Origin of the sequence: Streptomyces sp. NPDC127119 (genome assembly GCF_042677425.1) — a bacterium.
Taxonomy (GTDB): domain Bacteria; phylum Actinomycetota; class Actinomycetes; order Streptomycetales; family Streptomycetaceae; genus Streptomyces.
In genome coordinates, this window is sequence record NZ_JBHXTO010000189.1 from 1 (window position 1) to 15,276 (window position 15,276).

At 70.4% G+C, this 15,276-nt stretch carries 13 protein-coding genes and 1 pseudogene; 11 read left to right on the forward strand and 3 right to left on the reverse strand.

Annotated features, from left to right (window positions below):
• Nucleotides 1-285: 285 nt before the first annotated feature.
• From rsmD to mutM, 7 genes and pseudogenes are all read left to right on the forward strand, one after another.
• A pseudogene (rsmD, locus tag ACFVH5_RS40455) lies at nucleotides 286-882 on the forward strand (16S rRNA (guanine(966)-N(2))-methyltransferase RsmD); the annotation flags it as partial.
• A gap of 26 nt (nucleotides 883-908) precedes the next feature.
• Nucleotides 909-1,388 carry a pantetheine-phosphate adenylyltransferase gene (gene coaD / locus ACFVH5_RS40460; RefSeq protein ID WP_189775483.1) on the forward strand — a complete coding sequence of 160 codons (480 nt, stop codon included), beginning with the start codon at nucleotides 909-911 and terminating at the stop codon, nucleotides 1,386-1,388.
• Between the two features lie 93 nt (nucleotides 1,389-1,481).
• Nucleotides 1,482-2,576 carry a cell division initiation protein gene (locus tag ACFVH5_RS40465; RefSeq protein ID WP_385838678.1) on the forward strand — a complete coding sequence of 365 codons (1,095 nt, stop codon included), beginning with the start codon at nucleotides 1,482-1,484 and terminating at the stop codon, nucleotides 2,574-2,576.
• A 160-nt stretch (nucleotides 2,577-2,736) separates the two neighbouring features.
• The gene (locus tag ACFVH5_RS40470; protein ID WP_384816091.1) at nucleotides 2,737-3,390 is read left to right on the forward strand and encodes a YceD family protein; all 654 of its coding nucleotides are present in this window, start codon (nucleotides 2,737-2,739) and stop codon (nucleotides 3,388-3,390) included.
• 2 nt (nucleotides 3,391-3,392) lie between these two features.
• Nucleotides 3,393-3,566: a 50S ribosomal protein L32 gene (gene rpmF / locus ACFVH5_RS40475; protein ID WP_033321093.1), complete on the forward strand. Its 174-nt coding sequence runs from the start codon at nucleotides 3,393-3,395 to the stop codon at nucleotides 3,564-3,566.
• A gap of 7 nt (nucleotides 3,567-3,573) precedes the next feature.
• Nucleotides 3,574-4,449, forward strand: a complete 876-nt coding sequence (gene rnc, locus ACFVH5_RS40480) for a ribonuclease III (RefSeq protein WP_385838679.1) — start codon at nucleotides 3,574-3,576, stop codon at nucleotides 4,447-4,449.
• A gap of 236 nt (nucleotides 4,450-4,685) precedes the next feature.
• Nucleotides 4,686-5,546, forward strand: coding sequence for a bifunctional DNA-formamidopyrimidine glycosylase/DNA-(apurinic or apyrimidinic site) lyase (mutM, locus tag ACFVH5_RS40485; protein ID WP_385838680.1), 861 nt, complete (start codon nucleotides 4,686-4,688; stop codon nucleotides 5,544-5,546).
• On the opposite strand, the gene ACFVH5_RS40490 is transcribed toward mutM, so the two are convergent.
• Together ACFVH5_RS40490 and ACFVH5_RS40495 are read right to left on the reverse strand one after the other, a co-directional pair.
• On the reverse strand, nucleotides 5,519-5,908 hold the full coding sequence (locus ACFVH5_RS40490; protein ID WP_384816102.1) for a winged helix-turn-helix transcriptional regulator: 390 nt from the start codon (nucleotides 5,906-5,908) through the stop codon (nucleotides 5,519-5,521). The genes mutM and ACFVH5_RS40490 overlap by 28 nt on opposite strands.
• A gap of 113 nt (nucleotides 5,909-6,021) precedes the next feature.
• Nucleotides 6,022-7,179 carry a CAP domain-containing protein gene (locus ACFVH5_RS40495; protein WP_385838681.1) on the reverse strand — a complete coding sequence of 386 codons (1,158 nt, stop codon included), beginning with the start codon at nucleotides 7,177-7,179 and terminating at the stop codon, nucleotides 6,022-6,024.
• 132 nt (nucleotides 7,180-7,311) lie between these two features.
• On the opposite strand from ACFVH5_RS40495, the gene ACFVH5_RS40500 reads away from it, so the two are divergent.
• The 4 genes from ACFVH5_RS40500 (at nucleotide 7,312) to ACFVH5_RS40515 (ending at nucleotide 14,008) form a co-directional block, all read left to right on the forward strand.
• Nucleotides 7,312-7,593, forward strand: a complete 282-nt coding sequence (locus ACFVH5_RS40500; protein ID WP_189775439.1) for an acylphosphatase — start codon at nucleotides 7,312-7,314, stop codon at nucleotides 7,591-7,593.
• A 394-nt stretch (nucleotides 7,594-7,987) separates the two neighbouring features.
• Nucleotides 7,988-8,191 (forward strand): hypothetical protein, encoded by a 204-nt coding sequence (locus ACFVH5_RS40505; RefSeq protein ID WP_107021972.1) that lies wholly within the window; start codon nucleotides 7,988-7,990, stop codon nucleotides 8,189-8,191.
• Nucleotides 8,192-8,426: 235 nt separating this feature from the next.
• Entirely contained in the window at nucleotides 8,427-12,188 is a 3,762-nt protein-coding gene (locus tag ACFVH5_RS40510) for an AAA family ATPase (protein WP_385838682.1), read from the forward strand.
• Between the two features lie 404 nt (nucleotides 12,189-12,592).
• Nucleotides 12,593-14,008, forward strand: a complete 1,416-nt coding sequence (locus ACFVH5_RS40515; RefSeq protein WP_385838683.1) for a sugar porter family MFS transporter — start codon at nucleotides 12,593-12,595, stop codon at nucleotides 14,006-14,008.
• A gap of 104 nt (nucleotides 14,009-14,112) precedes the next feature.
• Here ACFVH5_RS40515 and ACFVH5_RS40520 read toward each other — a convergent pair whose 3' ends face one another.
• The gene (locus tag ACFVH5_RS40520) at nucleotides 14,113-15,087 is read right to left on the reverse strand and encodes an LLM class flavin-dependent oxidoreductase (RefSeq protein ID WP_385838684.1); all 975 of its coding nucleotides are present in this window, start codon (nucleotides 15,085-15,087) and stop codon (nucleotides 14,113-14,115) included.
• Nucleotides 15,088-15,276 lie beyond the last annotated feature (189 nt).

The window sequence follows — 15,276 nt, forward strand, 5'->3', positions numbered from 1 at the left end:
CCCCCGGACCCCCGCATCGGCCTGAACGGCCTCGTCCTCAAACGCCGGACGGGCTGGAAGAAGAAAGGCGGGGGCGCAGCCCCGCCTTTCTTCAGGGGCGCGGGGAACTGCGCGACCGGCCCCCACCGGGCCCGCAGCTGACGGACAAGCCCGAGGGCAGGGGCGCAGCCCCGCCTCGTAGGGGCGCGGGGAACTGCGCGAGCAACCACGACGGACCCGCACCCGCCCACCGTGCGAAGGACCCCCCACCTGCCAGACTGACCCCGTGACCACCCCCTCCAGCAAGGACCCGCGATGACCCGCGTGATCGCCGGCACAGCAGGCGGACGCCGCCTCGCGGTCCCGCCCGGCACCGGCACAAGGCCCACTTCCGACCGCGCCCGCGAGGGTCTCTTCTCCACCTGGCAGTCCCTGCTCGGCGGGCCCCTGGACGGCGACCGCGTCCTCGACCTGTACGCCGGCTCGGGCGCCATCGGGCTGGAGGCGCTGAGCCGCGGCGCAGGACACACCCTGCTCGTGGAGGCCGACGCCCGAGCCACCCGCACGATCCGCGAGAACGTGACATCGCTGGGCCTGCCGGGCGCCGAGGTGAGGTCCGGCAAAGCGGAGCAGATCATCCGCACCGCCGTCCCGGAAGCCCCGTACGACCTCGTGTTCCTCGATCCGCCGTACGCGGTCACGGACGACGATCTTCGCGAGATCCTGCTCACACTCCGTGCGGGGGGCTGGCTCGCGGGCGAAGCGCTCGTCACCGTTGAACGCAGTACAAGGGGCGGCGAGTTCCGATGGCCGGACGGCTTCGACGCACTGCGCTCCCGTCGCTACGGCGAGGGAACGTTTTGGTACGGTCGCGCCGCCTCTACGTGTGAAGACGCACGATGACCGGACCGGAGAGCGAGGGATCTGAAGTGCGCCGTGCCGTCTGTCCCGGGTCGTTCGACCCGATTACCAACGGACATCTCGACATCATCGCCAGAGCCTCCAAGCTGTACGACGTCGTGCACGTCGCGGTGATGATCAATCAGTCCAAGAAGGGCCTCTTCGAGATCGAGGAGCGCATCGACCTGATCCGCCAGGTCACGGCGGAGTTCGGGAACGTGGAGGTGGAGTCCTTCCACGGCCTCCTCGTCGACTTCTGCAAGGAGCGCGACATCCCGGCCATCGTGAAGGGCCTGCGCGCGGTCAGCGACTTCGACTACGAGCTGCAGATGGCCCAGATGAACAACGGCCTCTCCGGCGTCGAGACCCTCTTCGTGCCGACCAATCCCACCTACAGCTTCCTCTCCTCCTCGCTGGTCAAGGAGGTCGCGACCTGGGGCGGAGACGTCTCCCACCTGGTCCCGCCGCTGGTCCTCGGAGCCCTCACGGAACGGCTCAAGAAGGACTGAGCAAGTCCGGCATCCGCTGTCGGACGGGGCGGGAGTGGTCGTACAGTCGAACCGTCCGTCTCCATCACAGCTGTAGAGAGTGGCGAGCACACGGTGGACGTGCAGAAGAAGCTCGATGAGATCGTCTCGACGGTCGGCAGCGCCCGTTCGATGCCCATGTCGGCCTCGTGCGTGGTCAACCGCGCCGAACTGCTCTCCCTGCTCGAAGAGGTACGCCAGGCGCTGCCCGGCTCTCTCGCCCAGGCCGAGGAGTTGATCGGCGGCCGCGAGCAGATGGTCGAGCAGGCCCGGCTGGAGGCCGAGCGGATCGTCGAGTCCGCGCACGCCGAGCGCGGCTCGCTGATCTCCGACACCGAGGTCGCCCGCCGCTCGCAGAACGAGGCAGACCGGATCCTGGCCGAGGCCCGCAAGGAGGCCGAGGAGGTCCGCGCCGAGGCCGACGAGTACGTCGACTCCAAGCTCGCCAACTTCGAGGTCGTCCTCACCAAGACCCTCGGTTCGGTCGGCCGAGGCCGCGAGAAGCTGCTCGGCACCGGCCCCGGCACCGACGAGCAGGGGTACGAGGACGAGGACGCCCCCGAGCGCAGCCTCGACCCGGAGACCCTGCGCCACAACGCCGACCAGTACGTCGACGTCAAGCTCGGCGCCTTCGAGGCCGTCCTCGCCAAGACCCTGGACGCCGTCGGCCGCGGCCGGCAGAAGCTGCACGGCCGCATCGCCAGCGACGACCTGAGCGACCTGGGCGCCTTCGGCGAGGACGGGACGACCGGGCAGCACACCACCGACGCCGAGTACCTGGACGGCCTCGCGGAGATCCCCGAGCAGGCCGCCAGGCCCCGGGCCGCCGACCAGCCCCAGCCGCCGGCGGAGCTGCCCCACCAGCAGCAGTACGGACAGCAGGACGCGTACGCCTACCAGCAGCAGAGCGCCGACCCGTACGGCTACCAGCAACAGCAGTACGCGCAGCACGACGGGTACGGGTACCAGCAGAGCGCCGACCCGTACGCCGCCTACCCGCAGCAGGGTTACGACCAGCAGACCGCGTACGACCAGAGCGGCCAGCAGCAGGCGTACGCCCAGGCTCCCCAGACGCCCCAGCCGCAGGAGAACGCGCTCGACGAGACCAGTCTCTTCGACACCACGATGATCAGCGCGGAGCAGCTGCGGGCGTACGAACAGGGGCGCTGACCACACGCCCCGGCGGGGCCCCGGGAGGGGCGCGGGCACCGGATTGGGCCGTGAGCGAAAGGTCCAGTATCCTGGCTCTTCGGTCGTGTGCACGTCCGCGATCACCGCTGCCCGGGAATCACCGAGGGCAGTACCCCGAGTTTCGAGATCGAAAGCAGGAATGGCTCTGAACGCCCGCCTCGACCACCGCAACCCTCTTGTGTTCGACACACACGAGCTGGGGCGGCGTCCCGGTGCGCTGCAGCGCCTGACCCGTGAGATCGACGCTCCCAAGGACCTCGGTCTGCAGGGAGTCATCGGAGTGCCGGAAGGCGCCCCGGTGAAGCTCGACCTCCGTCTTGAGTCGGTCATGGAAGGGGTGCTTGTCACAGGCACCGCCCATGCACTGGCCAAGGGGGAGTGCGTAAGGTGTCTGGAGCCGGTCGAGCAGCAGCTCGAAACGGATTTCCAGGAGATGTTCTCGTACCCTGACGCCGACGACCGGGGCCGTGTGAAAGCGGAGCCGGCCGACGACGCCGAGGACGACGAGGACACGCTCTTCATCGAGGACGGCTTGTTCGACCTCGAACCCGTGCTGCGTGATGCGGTGGTGCTCGCACTGCCGATGCAGCCGGTGTGCCAGGACGACTGCCCGGGTCTGTGCTCCCAGTGTGGAGCCCGGCTCGCGGACGACCCGGACCACCATCATGACGCCGTCGACATCCGTTGGGCGGCACTGCAAGGACTCGCCGGTTCACTCGAAGATGGCGAGAAGGACGAGTTGGCCGGCGGCGCGCTTCCATCAGCGCCCGTCGACGAGAAGCAGGAGAAGTAGCCGTGGCTGTTCCGAAGCGGAAGATGTCGCGCAGCAACACGCGCCACCGCCGGTCGCAGTGGAAGGCTGCGGTCCCCAACCTGGTTGCGTGCGAGCGCTGCCACGAGCCCAAGCTGCAGCACATCGCGTGCCCTGCTTGTGGCACCTACAACAAGCGCCAGGTCCTCGAGGTCTGAGCGGCTGGTGAGAGGCACTGTGTCTAGCCCCAAGAAGGCGGACGACGCCAAGGCGGAAGTCGGCGCCAAGAAAAAGGCGGAGAACACAGCCTCGTCCCACACCCTTCTGGAAGGGCGGCTCGGGTACAAACTTGAGTCCGCCCTTCTGGTGCGTGCACTGACCCACCGTTCGTACGCGTACGAGAACGGCGGTCTGCCGACCAACGAGCGTCTGGAGTTCCTCGGGGACTCCGTACTCGGCCTCGTGGTCACGGACACGCTGTACACCACCCACCCCGACCTGCCCGAAGGCCAGCTGGCCAAGTTGCGGGCCGCGGTGGTCAACTCGCGTGCGCTTGCGGAGGTGGGCCGTGAGCTCGACCTCGGCTCCTTCATCCGGCTCGGCCGGGGCGAAGAGGGCACAGGTGGCCGGGACAAGGCTTCCATCCTCGCCGACACCCTTGAAGCGGTGATCGGCGCTGTCTATCTCGACCAGGGTCTGGGTGCGGCGGGCGAACTCGTCCACCGTCTCTTCGATCCCCTGATCGAGAAATCCTCGAATCTGGGTGCGGGCCTGGACTGGAAGACCAGTCTCCAGGAACTCACGGCGACCGAGGGGCTCGGGGTTCCCGAGTACCTGGTCACCGAGACCGGCCCCGATCATGAGAAGACCTTCACTGCTGCTGCCCGCGTCGGAGGCGTCTCGTACGGCACCGGCACCGGCCGCAGCAAGAAGGAGGCGGAGCAGCAGGCCGCGGAGTCCGCCTGGCGGGCCATCCGCGCCGCCGCGGACGAGCGTGCCGCGGCAGCCGCCACCGCCGAACCGGAGACCCCGACGGCCGCGGTCGCGGAGGAGACGCCCGACGCCTCCTCCCCGCCCACGACCGACCCGGCCTCAGCCTGACCCACCCCTTCGCCCGCCCCCGACGAACGGGGGCGGGCGAAGTCTTTTCCCCTCCGGGGACACGGGCAACGTTCTGGGGCCGCGGAGAACGGCGCAGTCTTTGACCTTCGCCCCCACCCCCCCCCAGGGGCGCGGGGAACGGCGCAGTCTTGTCGCTTTTAAGGGGCGCGGGGAACGGCGCGACCAGCCCCACCCACCCGCACCCGAACATGAACCGCCCCCCTCCGGAGGAGCCCGTGCCAGAACTGCCCGAGGTCGAGGTCGTACGGCGAGGCCTGGAACGCTGGGTGAGCGGCCGAACCGTCGCGGACACCCAGGTCCTGCACCCCCGGGCCGTCCGCCGCCACATCGCAGGCGGCGAGGACTTCGGGGCCCGCCTCAAAGGGCACCGCATCGGACTGGTCCAGCGCCGCGGCAAGTACCTCTGGCTGCCGCTCGCGGACTCCGCGACCGCCGTGCTCGCCCACCTCGGCATGAGCGGCCAGCTCCTCGTCCAGCCGCAGGACGCGGCGGACGAGAAGCACCTGCGCATCCGTGTCCGGTTCGAGGACGACCTCGGCACGGAACTCCGCTTCGTCGACCAGCGCACCTTCGGCGGGCTCTCCCTGCACGAGACCTCGCCCGACGGACTCCCCGACGTCATCGCGCACATCGCGCGCGACCCCCTGGACCCGCTGTTCGACGACGACGCGTTCCACGACGCGCTGCGCCGCCGCCGTACGACCGTCAAACGCGCCCTGCTCGACCAGTCGTTGATCAGCGGCGTCGGCAACATCTACGCGGACGAGGCGCTGTGGCGTGCGCGGCTCCACTACGAGCGCCCCACCACCGGGTTCACGCGCCCGCGCACGGCCGAACTCCTGGGCCACGTACGGGATGTGATGAACGCGGCGCTCGCCGTCGGCGGCACCAGCTTCGACAGTCTCTACGTCAACGTGAACGGCGAGTCGGGCTACTTCGACCGCTCACTCGACGCGTACGGACGTGAGGGCGAGCCGTGCCGGCGCTGCGGCACCGCGATGCGGCGCAGGCCCTGGATGAACAGGTCCAGCTACTTCTGCCCGCGCTGTCAGCGTCCGCCGCGCGCGGTGTCGTAGCGCTCGCGCGCCTCCAGGACGTCGTCCATGCGCCCCTCCACGAAGTGGATGAGGGCCAGCAGCCGTTCGGCGATCTCGCGTCCCAGCGGCGTCAGCTCGTAGTCCACCCGCGGCGGGTTCGTCGGCTGTGCGTCCCGGTGCACCAGCCCGTCGCGCTCCAGCGCGTGCAGGGTCTGGGAGAGCATCTTCTCGCTCACGCCGTCGACGCGCCGGCGCAGTTCGTTGAAGCGGAGCGAGCCCTCGGACAGCGCCCCCAGCGTGAGCGCGCCCCAGCGTCCCGTGACGTGCTCCAGAGTGCCCCGGGAAGGGCACGCCCTGGAGAACACGTCGTACGCGAGGTCCGGCGTCTCGGTGAGGTCCACCTCGTGAGCGTACTCCGATGCAGCGCTCACCAGAAGTGGGCACTGACCGGAGGTGAGCACTAACCGGAAGCGGGCACTAACCAGTGGTTAGTGCCCGCTTCCGTACGTCCCGGCTAGTAGCCGAAGTCCTGCGTCCACCAGGGGCCGCCCGACGCGAAGTGCGCGCCGACGCCCAGGGTCTTGAAGTCGCAGTTCAGGATGTTCGCGCGGTGGCCGGGGCTGTTCATCCAGGCCTCCATCACCGCGGCGGCGTCGGCCTGTCCGCGGGCGATGTTCTCGCCGCCCAGGTTCGCTATGCCGAGCTTCTCCGCCCGGTCCCAGGGGGAGGCCCCGTCCGGGTCGGTGTGGTCGAAGAAGTCGCGTGCGGCCATGTCCTCGCTGAAGGACTCGGCCAGCGCGGCCAGGGAACTGGACGCGGTCACCGGGCTGCAGCCCGCCTTGGCCCGCTCGTCGTTGACCAGCGAGAGGACGGTGGCCTCGGCCGTGGACGGCGTGGACGCGGCCTTCGACGGGGTCGTCTCGGGAGCCTTCGTCGCCGGAGCCTTCGCGGCGGGCTCCTCCGTCTTCGACTCCTCGGTGGCCGGGGCCTTCGTCGACGGCTTCGCGGAAGGCTTCTTCGCGGCCTTCTCCGGAGCCTTCGTCGGCGAGACCGAAGGGGAGGAGGGGGAGCGCTCCAGGTCACGGCTGGTGCCCGGGTCGACGCGGTCGTCCGCGGACCCGTTCGTGCCGCCCTGGGTCTCCACGTCGCTCGGGGTGTCCTGGGCGCGCACCTTGTCCGCGCCGCCCCCTATGGAGAAGGAGTCGCTGCCCGGTATCACCCCGGAGGCGACGGCGACGGCACCCATCGCGACGGCGGCCGAGACGCCGAGCAGACCGGTGCGTACGGGCGTCGCGCCCTTCCTGCGGCGGCGCTGGCCCCCTCGCCGGGCACCCCGGTCGGGCGTGTAGTCGCCCGACCCGTGGCCGACGGGCTCGTCGTCGGTGAAGAGGTAGGCGTCGCTCTTCGAGTAGAGGTCGCCCGTCTCGTGGATGCCGCCGGGCGAGTCGTACATGCCGGCGGTCGAGTACGGGCCGCCCGTCAGGTAGTCCCCGGCAGTGCGGTGGTCGCCCGCGGTGGCGTAGTCGCCCAGGCTCGGGTAGTCGCTCAGGCTCGCGTACTGGCTCGCGTCGTCCGTCGCGTGGCCGCCCGTGTACGTCTCGTACGTGTCTGTGCCCCCGGCGGCGCGGCCTGTGGCGGCGCGGCCGGCGGCGGAGCGTCGGTGGCGTCCCATCTTTTGGCCTTCCCTCATCCTTGCGGTCAACGTTCCTCACCCGAACGAGTGAGGCTCATTGGGTCGGGACGGTACCCCATGGCGCAAGGGGAGGAAGTGCTCCGAGAGCAATTGGCCGGTTAGCGTGCAGCCATGAGCGAGCATACGAGGCTGGTTGCGTGGGTACGCGGGCGCGTGCAGGGCGTGGGTTTCCGCTGGTACACGCGAGCCAGGGCCCTGGAGATCGGCGGCCTGAGTGGTTTTGCTCTCAATTTGGAGGACGGACGGGTCCAGGTGGTCGCGGAGGGACCTCGCGAGGGGTGTCAGGGGTTGCTGGAGTGGCTCATGGGAGACGACACGCCGGGCAGGGTCGACGGAGTCACTGAGATCTGGGACACGCCCCGTGGCGGCTACGACGGCTTCGCCATCCGGTGAGATCCACTCCGCGACGACGGTTGCGGCCTCCTCCGAGGCGAGCGCGGGGCGTGCGCCGGGTGCCTGCTCCGGAGAGAAAGCACCAGGTGGTTGCCAAGAAAGCACCACTCGTGGCAGGCTCCCGCGGCAAGGATGATCTCGTCACCCCAGGGGTTCCTGCGCAGAGGCAGCGCCGCCCGTTCCCGGGCCGCGCGCCGAGGGTTGCCCGCCAATACGGGGCGTGATCGTGTTGACCGTCAAACTTTTTGGTGAGACGCTGAAAGTCCCCGCGCACCTTAGCTGTTTGGCATGTAAGAGCGGCAGCAAGAACACAAGATCGCCAAGCATCGCGGGTGCGATTCCCTCACGACCCACACCGCTTCGGTCGGTCACTCAGTGTGGAGGACCATCCATCATGGCAAAGGCGCTTCTCGGTTACGTCGGCGGCTCCGACCCGCGACTCATTGCCGAGATGCGACGGCTCCAGCAGCGCGTCCAGGACCTGGAATCCGAGCTCGGACGAATCCAGGCCGAGAACGACGCGCTCGCGGCTGCCGCTTCTCACGACTCGCTTCTCGAAAGCATCGACGTACCCCAGGCGGAGCCTGCGCTCACCTGATCGCTGAAGAGCACCCTCACCACCACCAGTGAACAGGCTGACTGTGTCAGCCGCTAACAGAGTTGCAAGGGACGCTTCGGCGTCCCTTCTTTCTTTCCCCCGGTACTCCATCGCTGATCGCTCGCTGTTCACCCTCTTTAACGTCTGGTGTGCCCTGCACGTTCATGGGTGAAACCGAGCGTTCGTGGAGTGAGACCGACCATTTCGACCGACCCGGAAGGTAAAGTCCGGCTGCGTGCACCTCAAGGCTCTGACCCTGCGCGGGTTCAAATCGTTCGCCTCGGCCACCACGCTGCGGTTCGAGCCGGGTATCACCTGCGTCGTGGGGCCCAACGGCTCCGGCAAGTCCAATGTCGTGGACGCCCTCAGCTGGGTCATGGGGGAGCAGGGCGCCAAGTCGCTGCGCGGCGGCAAGATGGAGGACGTCATCTTCGCCGGCACCACCGGGCGCCCCCCGCTGGGCCGCGCCGAGGTCTCGCTGACGATCGACAACTCCGACGGCGCGCTGCCCATCGAGTACGCCGAGGTCACCATCACGCGGATCATGTTCCGCAACGGCGGCAGCGAGTACCAGATCAACGGCGACACCTGCCGACTGCTGGACATCCAGGAGCTGTTGTCCGACTCCGGCATCGGCCGCGAGATGCACGTCATCGTCGGGCAGGGCCAGCTCGACTCCGTCCTGCACGCCGATCCGATGGGCCGCCGCGCCTTCATCGAGGAGGCCGCGGGCGTCCTCAAGCACCGCAAGCGCAAGGAGAAGGCGCTGCGGAAGCTGGACGCCATGCAGGCCAACCTCGCGCGCGTGCAGGACCTCACCGACGAGCTGCGGCGGCAGTTGAAGCCGCTCGGCCGGCAGGCCGCCGTCGCACGCCGGGCCGCCGTCATCCAGGCCGACCTCCGGGACGCCCGGCTGCGGCTGCTCGCCGACGACCTCGTACGGCTGCGGGGGGCGCTCCAGGCCGAGGTCGCCGACGAGGCCGCGCTCAAGGAGCGCAAGGAGGCCGCCGAGGCCGAGCTGCGCAGGGCCCTCCAGCGGGAGGCGACGCTGGAGGACGAGGTGCGGCGGCTCGCCCCGCGGCTGCAGCGCGCCCAGCAGACCTGGTACGAGCTGTCGCAGCTGGCCGAGCGGGTGCGGGGCACGGTCTCGCTGGCGGACGCCCGGGTGAAGAGCGCCACCGCCCAGCCGCCTGAGGAGCGGCGCGGACGCGACCCCGAGGACATGGAGCGCGAGGCCGCGCGGGTACGGGAGCAGGAGGCCGAACTCGAAGCCGCCCTGGAGGCGGCCGAGCACGCCCTGGAGGACACGGTCGCCCACCGGGCCGACCTGGAGCGCGAACTGGCGGTGGAGGAACGGCGGCTGAAGGACGTGGCCCGGGCCATCGCCGACCGCCGCGAGGGGCTGGCCCGGCTGAGCGGCCAGGTCAACGCGGCCCGTTCGCGCGCCGCCTCCGCCCAGTCCGAGATCGACCGGCTCGCCGCCGCCCGCGACGAGGCGCAGGACCGCGCGGTCGCCGCCCAGGAGGAGTACGAGCAGCTCAAGGCGGAGGTCGACGGGCTGGACGCGGGCGACGAGGAACTCGCCGAACAGCACGAGGCGGCCAGGAAAGCCCTCGCCGACGCCGAGTCCGCGCTGACCGCGGCCCGTGAGGCGGCCACCTCCGCCGAACGCAGGCGCGCGGCCACCCAGGCCCGGCGCGACGCGCTCGCCCTGGGCCTGCGCCGCAAGGACGGCACCGGGGCGCTGCTCGCGGCGAAGGACCGGCTGTCGGGCCTGCTCGGCCCCGCCGCCGAACTGCTCACGGTCGCCCCGGGCCACGAGGTCGCGCTGGCGGCGGCCTTCGGTGCGGCGGCGGACGCGATCGCGGTGACCACCCCCGCCTCGGCCGCGGAGGCGATCCGCCTGCTCCGCAAACAGGACGCGGGCCGGGCGGCGCTGCTGCTGGCGGGCGCACCGGAGCCGACACCCACCGCGGAACCGACGCCCACCCCGGAGCACGCCCCGACGCCCACCCCGGGGGCGGCGGCCGTCGCTGCCGGAGACCCCCGGTCCGTGACGGCTCCCGGCGGCACGTACGCGACGGGCGATGCCACCGATGGCGGGGACGGGGACAGGGAGGGGGAGGGGAGCGGTCCGGCCGGCCACGCCGCTTCCCTCGACACAGGCCAAGAACACCCCCGGACGCCCCCCGGCAACCCCCCGTACGCCGCCGATCTCGTCCGTGCGCCCTCCGAACTCATGCCTGCCGTACGGCGGTTGCTGCGGGGGATCGTCGTGGTGGGGACCCTGGAGGACGCCGAGGACCTGGTCTACGCGCGGCCCGAGCTGACCGCCGTGACCGCCGAGGGGGATCTGCTCGGGGCGCACTTCGCGCAGGGCGGTTCCGCCGGGGCGCCGAGTCTGCTCGAAGTGCAGGCGTCGGTCGACGAGGCGGCGGCCGAGCTGGAGGAGCTGAGTGTGCTGTGCGAGGAGTTGGGCGCGGCCCAGCGGCGCGCCACCGAGCTGCGCAAGGAACGGTCCTCTCTGGTCGAGGAGTTGGGCGAGCGGCGGCGCGCCGGGGAGCGGGAGAGGTCCCAGGTCGCGCAGCAGCTCGGGCGGCTGGCCGGGCAGGCGCGGGGTGCCGTGGGAGAGGCCGAGCGGAGCACCGCCGCGGCCACCCGTGCGCAGGACGCGCTCGACCGGGCCGTGGAGGAGGCGGAGGAACTGGCCGAACGGCTCGTCGTCGCCGAGGAGATGCCGGTCGAGGAGGAGCCCGACACCTCCGTACGGGACCGGCTCGCGGCCGACGGGGCCAACGCGCGGCAGACCGAGATGGAGGCCCGGCTCCAGGTGCGTACGCACGAGGAACGGGTCAAGGGGCTCGCCGGGCGGGCCGACTCGCTCGACCGGGCCGCGCGCGCCGAACGCGAGGCGCGGGCCCGCGCGGAGCAGCGCCGGGCGCGGCTGCGGCACGAGGCCGCGGTCGCCGGGGCGGTCGCCTCCGGCGCCCGGCAGCTGCTCGCGCACGTCGAGGTCTCGCTCGCCCGCGCGGACGAGGAGCGTACGGCCGCGGAGAGCGCCAAGGCACGCCGGGAGCAGGATCTCGTCGTCGCCCGCAACCAGGGCCGCGATCTCAAGGCCGAGCTGGACAAGCTCACGGACTCGGTGCACCGCGGCGAGGTGCTCGGGGCCGAGAAGCGGCTGCGGATCGAGCAGCTGGAGGCGAAGGCGCTGGAGGAGCTGGGCGTCGAACCGGCGGGCCTGGTCGCGGACTTCGGGCCCACCCAGCCCGTCCCGCCCTCCCTGCCCGCCGAGGGCGAGGAACTGCCGGACGACCCGGAGCATCCGCGCAACCAGCCGCGTCCCTTCCACCGGTCCGAGCAGGAGAAGCGGCTCAAGGCGGCCGAGCGGGCGTACCAGCAGCTCGGGAAGGTCAATCCGCTCGCGCTGGAGGAGTTCGCCGCGCTGGAGGAGCGCCACAAGTTCCTCAGCGAGCAGCTGGAGGACCTCAAGAAGACGCGCATCGACCTTCTCCAGGTGGTGAAGGAGGTCGACGAGCGGGTCGAGCAGGTCTTCAGCGAGGCGTTCCGGGACACGGCGCGGGAGTTCGAAGGGGTCTTCGGGCGGCTGTTCCCGGGCGGCGACGGACGGCTGATCCTGACCGATCCCGACAACATGCTCACCACGGGCGTCGATGTCGAGGCCCGGCCGCCCGGCAAGAAGGTCAAGCGGCTCTCGCTGCTGTCCGGCGGTGAGCGGTCGCTGACCGCTGTCGCGATGCTCGTGGCGATCTTCAAGGCCCGGCCCAGCCCGTTCTACGTGATGGACGAGGTCGAGGCGGCGCTCGACGACACCAACCTGCAGCGGCTGATCGGGATCATGCGGGAGCTGCAGGAGGCCTCCCAGCTGATCGTGATCACGCACCAGAAGCGGACGATGGAGGTCGCCGACGCGCTGTACGGCGTCTCCATGCAGGGCGACGGAGTGTCGAAGGTCATCAGCCAGCGACTGCGCTGACCCGCGCCCCGGCCGGTATGTCCGCCCAAGGCCGGTCCCGCGCTCCGTCCGGCACCCGCGCGGCTCTCGCCCGAACGGCGGTACCGGGCGTGCCGGGCGCCGGAGAACAGCCGTACACGACCGGCGGCGGTTGTTGCGTTCCCCGCGCCGCTTACGGGGTATCCGTAGCTACGCAGCGCCTGTCTCTTCAAGTCTTGAACACCAATCCGTCACATGGAGTGGTTTCTCGGTGCCCTGTCTCCACGGGACCCCCTTTTGACTTCGAAACTTGAAGGCATAGTCTCTGCTTCGTTGCTTTTACCTTCAGGTGGTGGGTGGCGTAAACGTGTGCGCCACTTGAGACACCGTCCGGAAGGGCTCGCCCCCACCCCCGGCAGTGAGGCCGGTGGCCCGAGGAGTTACACGTGACCAGCACAGCGCAGCCACCCCAGTCCGGAGCCCGAGCGGCTCATCCCGAGCATCTCGGGCATGTCATCTTCATCGCGGCGGCGGCCGCGATGGGTGGCTTCCTCTTCGGCTACGACAGTGCCGTGATCAACGGTGCCGTCGAGGCCATCCGTGACCGGTACGAGGTCGGTTCCGCGGCCCTGGCCCAGGTCATCGCGATCGCCCTGATCGGCTGCGCGATCGGCGCCGCCACCGCGGGCCGGATCGCGGACCGCATCGGCCGGATCCGCTGCATGCAGATCTCGGCGGTGCTGTTCACCGTCAGCGCGGTCGGCTCCGCCCTGCCCTTCGCCCTGTGGGACCTGGCGTTCTGGCGGGTCATCGGCGGCTTCGCCATCGGTATGGCCTCGGTCATCGGCCCCGCCTACATCGCCGAGGTCTCCCCGGCCGCCTACCGCGGCCGGCTCGGCTCGTTCCAGCAGGCCGCCATCGTCATCGGCATCGCCATCTCCCAGCTCGTCAACTGGGGCATCCTCAACGCCGCCGACGGCGACCAGCGCGGCAAGGTCATGGGCCTGGAGGCCTGGCAGGTCATGCTCGGTGTGATGGTCGTCCCGGCCGTCATCTACGGCCTGCTGTCCTTCGCGATCCCCGAGTCACCGCGCTTCCTGATCTCCGCGGGCCGCGACAAGCGGGCCCGTGAGGTACTGCGGGAGGTCGAGGGCGACATCGACCTGGACGCCCGCGTCGCCGAGATCGAGCACGCCATGAAGAGCGAGCACAAGTCGTCCTTCAAGGACCTGCTGGGCGGCACCTTCTTCTTCAAGCCGATCGTGTGGATCGGTATCGGGCTGTCGGTGTTCCAGCAGTTCGTCGGCATCAACGTCGCGTTCTACTACTCCTCCACCCTGTGGCAGTCGGTGGGCGTCGACCCGACGGACTCGTTCCTCTACTCGTTCACCACGTCGATCATCAACATCGTCGGCACCGTGATCGCCATGATCTTCGTCGACCGCATCGGCCGCCGCCCGCTCGCCCTCATCGGCTCGGTCGGCATGGTCATCGGACTCGGCCTGGAGGCCTGGGCCTTCTCCTACGACCTCGTCGACGGCAAGCTCCCCGCCACCCAGGGCTGGGTCGCCCTGATCGCCGCCCACGTCTTCGTCCTCTTCTTCGCCCTCTCCTGGGGTGTCGTGGTCTGGGTCTTCCTCGGCGAGATGTTCCCCAACAAGCTCCGCGCCGCGGCCCTCGGCGTCGCCGCCGCCGCACAGTGGATCGCCAACTGGGCCATCACCGCGAGCTTCCCGTCCCTGGCCGACTGGAACCTCTCCGCGACCTACGTCATCTACACCGTCTTCGCCGCGCTCTCCATCCCCTTCGTCCTCAAATTCGTCAAGGAGACGAAGGGCAAGACGCTGGAGGAGATGGGCTAGCACTCGTCCGCCGTCCCCGGCGCATGAACCCGGGGGGAGGGGCCAAGTCCCCGCTGTCCTTCTCCCCGTACTCGTAGGAGGGCGTGCCGCCCCGGTTCCCGGGCCTACAGGGCCTTGAGCCGGGGCAGCACGTTTTCGCAGAACAGGTGCATGCTGCGCCACCCCTCGTCGACGGACATCCCACCCGACAGCGGATGCAGTACGTAGCTGTCGAGGCCCAGCGCCAGACACTCCTCCGGCGTCACGATCCGGTAGACGCCCTCGGCGCGCAGCTCCTCCACCGTCGTGGCCCCCGACTTCACCGCCGAGCGGATGTCGGAGGACTGCCAGGAGGCGTAGGTCCTGGCCTCGTGCAGGAAGTGCTCGCCGTGCTCCGCCCACGCGCGGTCCGGGTCCTCGGCGAGGTGCAGCAACGGGGTCACCGCCGCGGGCATCATGGTCCAGCCCTCGGTCCCGTACTCGACGAGCCGCTCCTTGTAGTACGCCTCGATGTCCGGCAGATGCGCGCTGGGGAAGAACGGCAGACCGAGCCGTGCCGCGCGCCGTGCCGCGGCCTTCGAGGAACCGCCCACCAGCAGCAGGGGGTGCGGGTCCGAGAAGGGCCGCGGAGTGACCCGTACGGTACGGCCGCGGTACTCGAAGTCCTCGCCGGTCCAGGCCTTCAGCAGGGTCTCCAGGAGTTCGTCCTGGAGGACGCCGCGGCGCTTGTAGTCCACGCCGAAGAGCGCGTACTCCTCGGGCCGGTAACCGATGCCCGCGACCGTGACGAGCCGGCCGCCGCTCAGCAGGTCCAGCACGGCGATGTCCTCGGCTAGGCGCAGCGGGTCGTGCAGCGGGCCGATGATCGCCGAGACCGTGACCGCGATCTTGCGGGTGGCGCCGAAGACCGCGCCCGCGAAGGTGAACGGGGAGGGCAGCCAGTTGTTGGCCGCGCCGTGGTGTTCCTCGGTCTGGACGGTGGTCATGCCGCGGTCGTCGGCGTAGGCGGCCATCTCCAGTGCGGCCTTGTAGCGGTCGCTGAGGGAGGGGGGTGTGGCGGCGGGTTCTACGAGGTTGAAACGTACGACCGTTACGGGCATGGGGCCCCCTTCGCCGGCGGGTGGGGTGGTGGGGGTGACGGTAGCTGACGGGTCGTCAGCTGGCCAGGGTTCTCGCCCCCGCCGCCCCTGCCCTTCCCGTCACTGCATGGGGGCTGCGCCCCCTCGCCCCCCCCGGATCGCGCTGTGCGCTCGTCCTCAAACGCCGGACGGGCTGAAATGCTTTCAGCC

Coding starts and splice junctions, on each gene's coding strand:
- ACFVH5_RS40495 (WP_385838681.1), bottom strand. CDS start 7,179: ATGGGACGCCACCGACGCTCCGCCGCCGGCCGCGCCGCCACAGGCCGC.
- ACFVH5_RS40520 (WP_385838684.1), bottom strand. CDS start 15,087: ATGCCCGTAACGGTCGTACGTTTCAACCTCGTAGAACCCGCCGCCACA.
- ACFVH5_RS40470 (WP_384816091.1), top strand. CDS start 2,737: ATGGCTCTGAACGCCCGCCTCGACCACCGCAACCCTCTTGTGTTCGAC.
- ACFVH5_RS40500 (WP_189775439.1), top strand. CDS start 7,312: ATGAGCGAGCATACGAGGCTGGTTGCGTGGGTACGCGGGCGCGTGCAG.
- ACFVH5_RS40505 (WP_107021972.1), top strand. CDS start 7,988: ATGGCAAAGGCGCTTCTCGGTTACGTCGGCGGCTCCGACCCGCGACTC.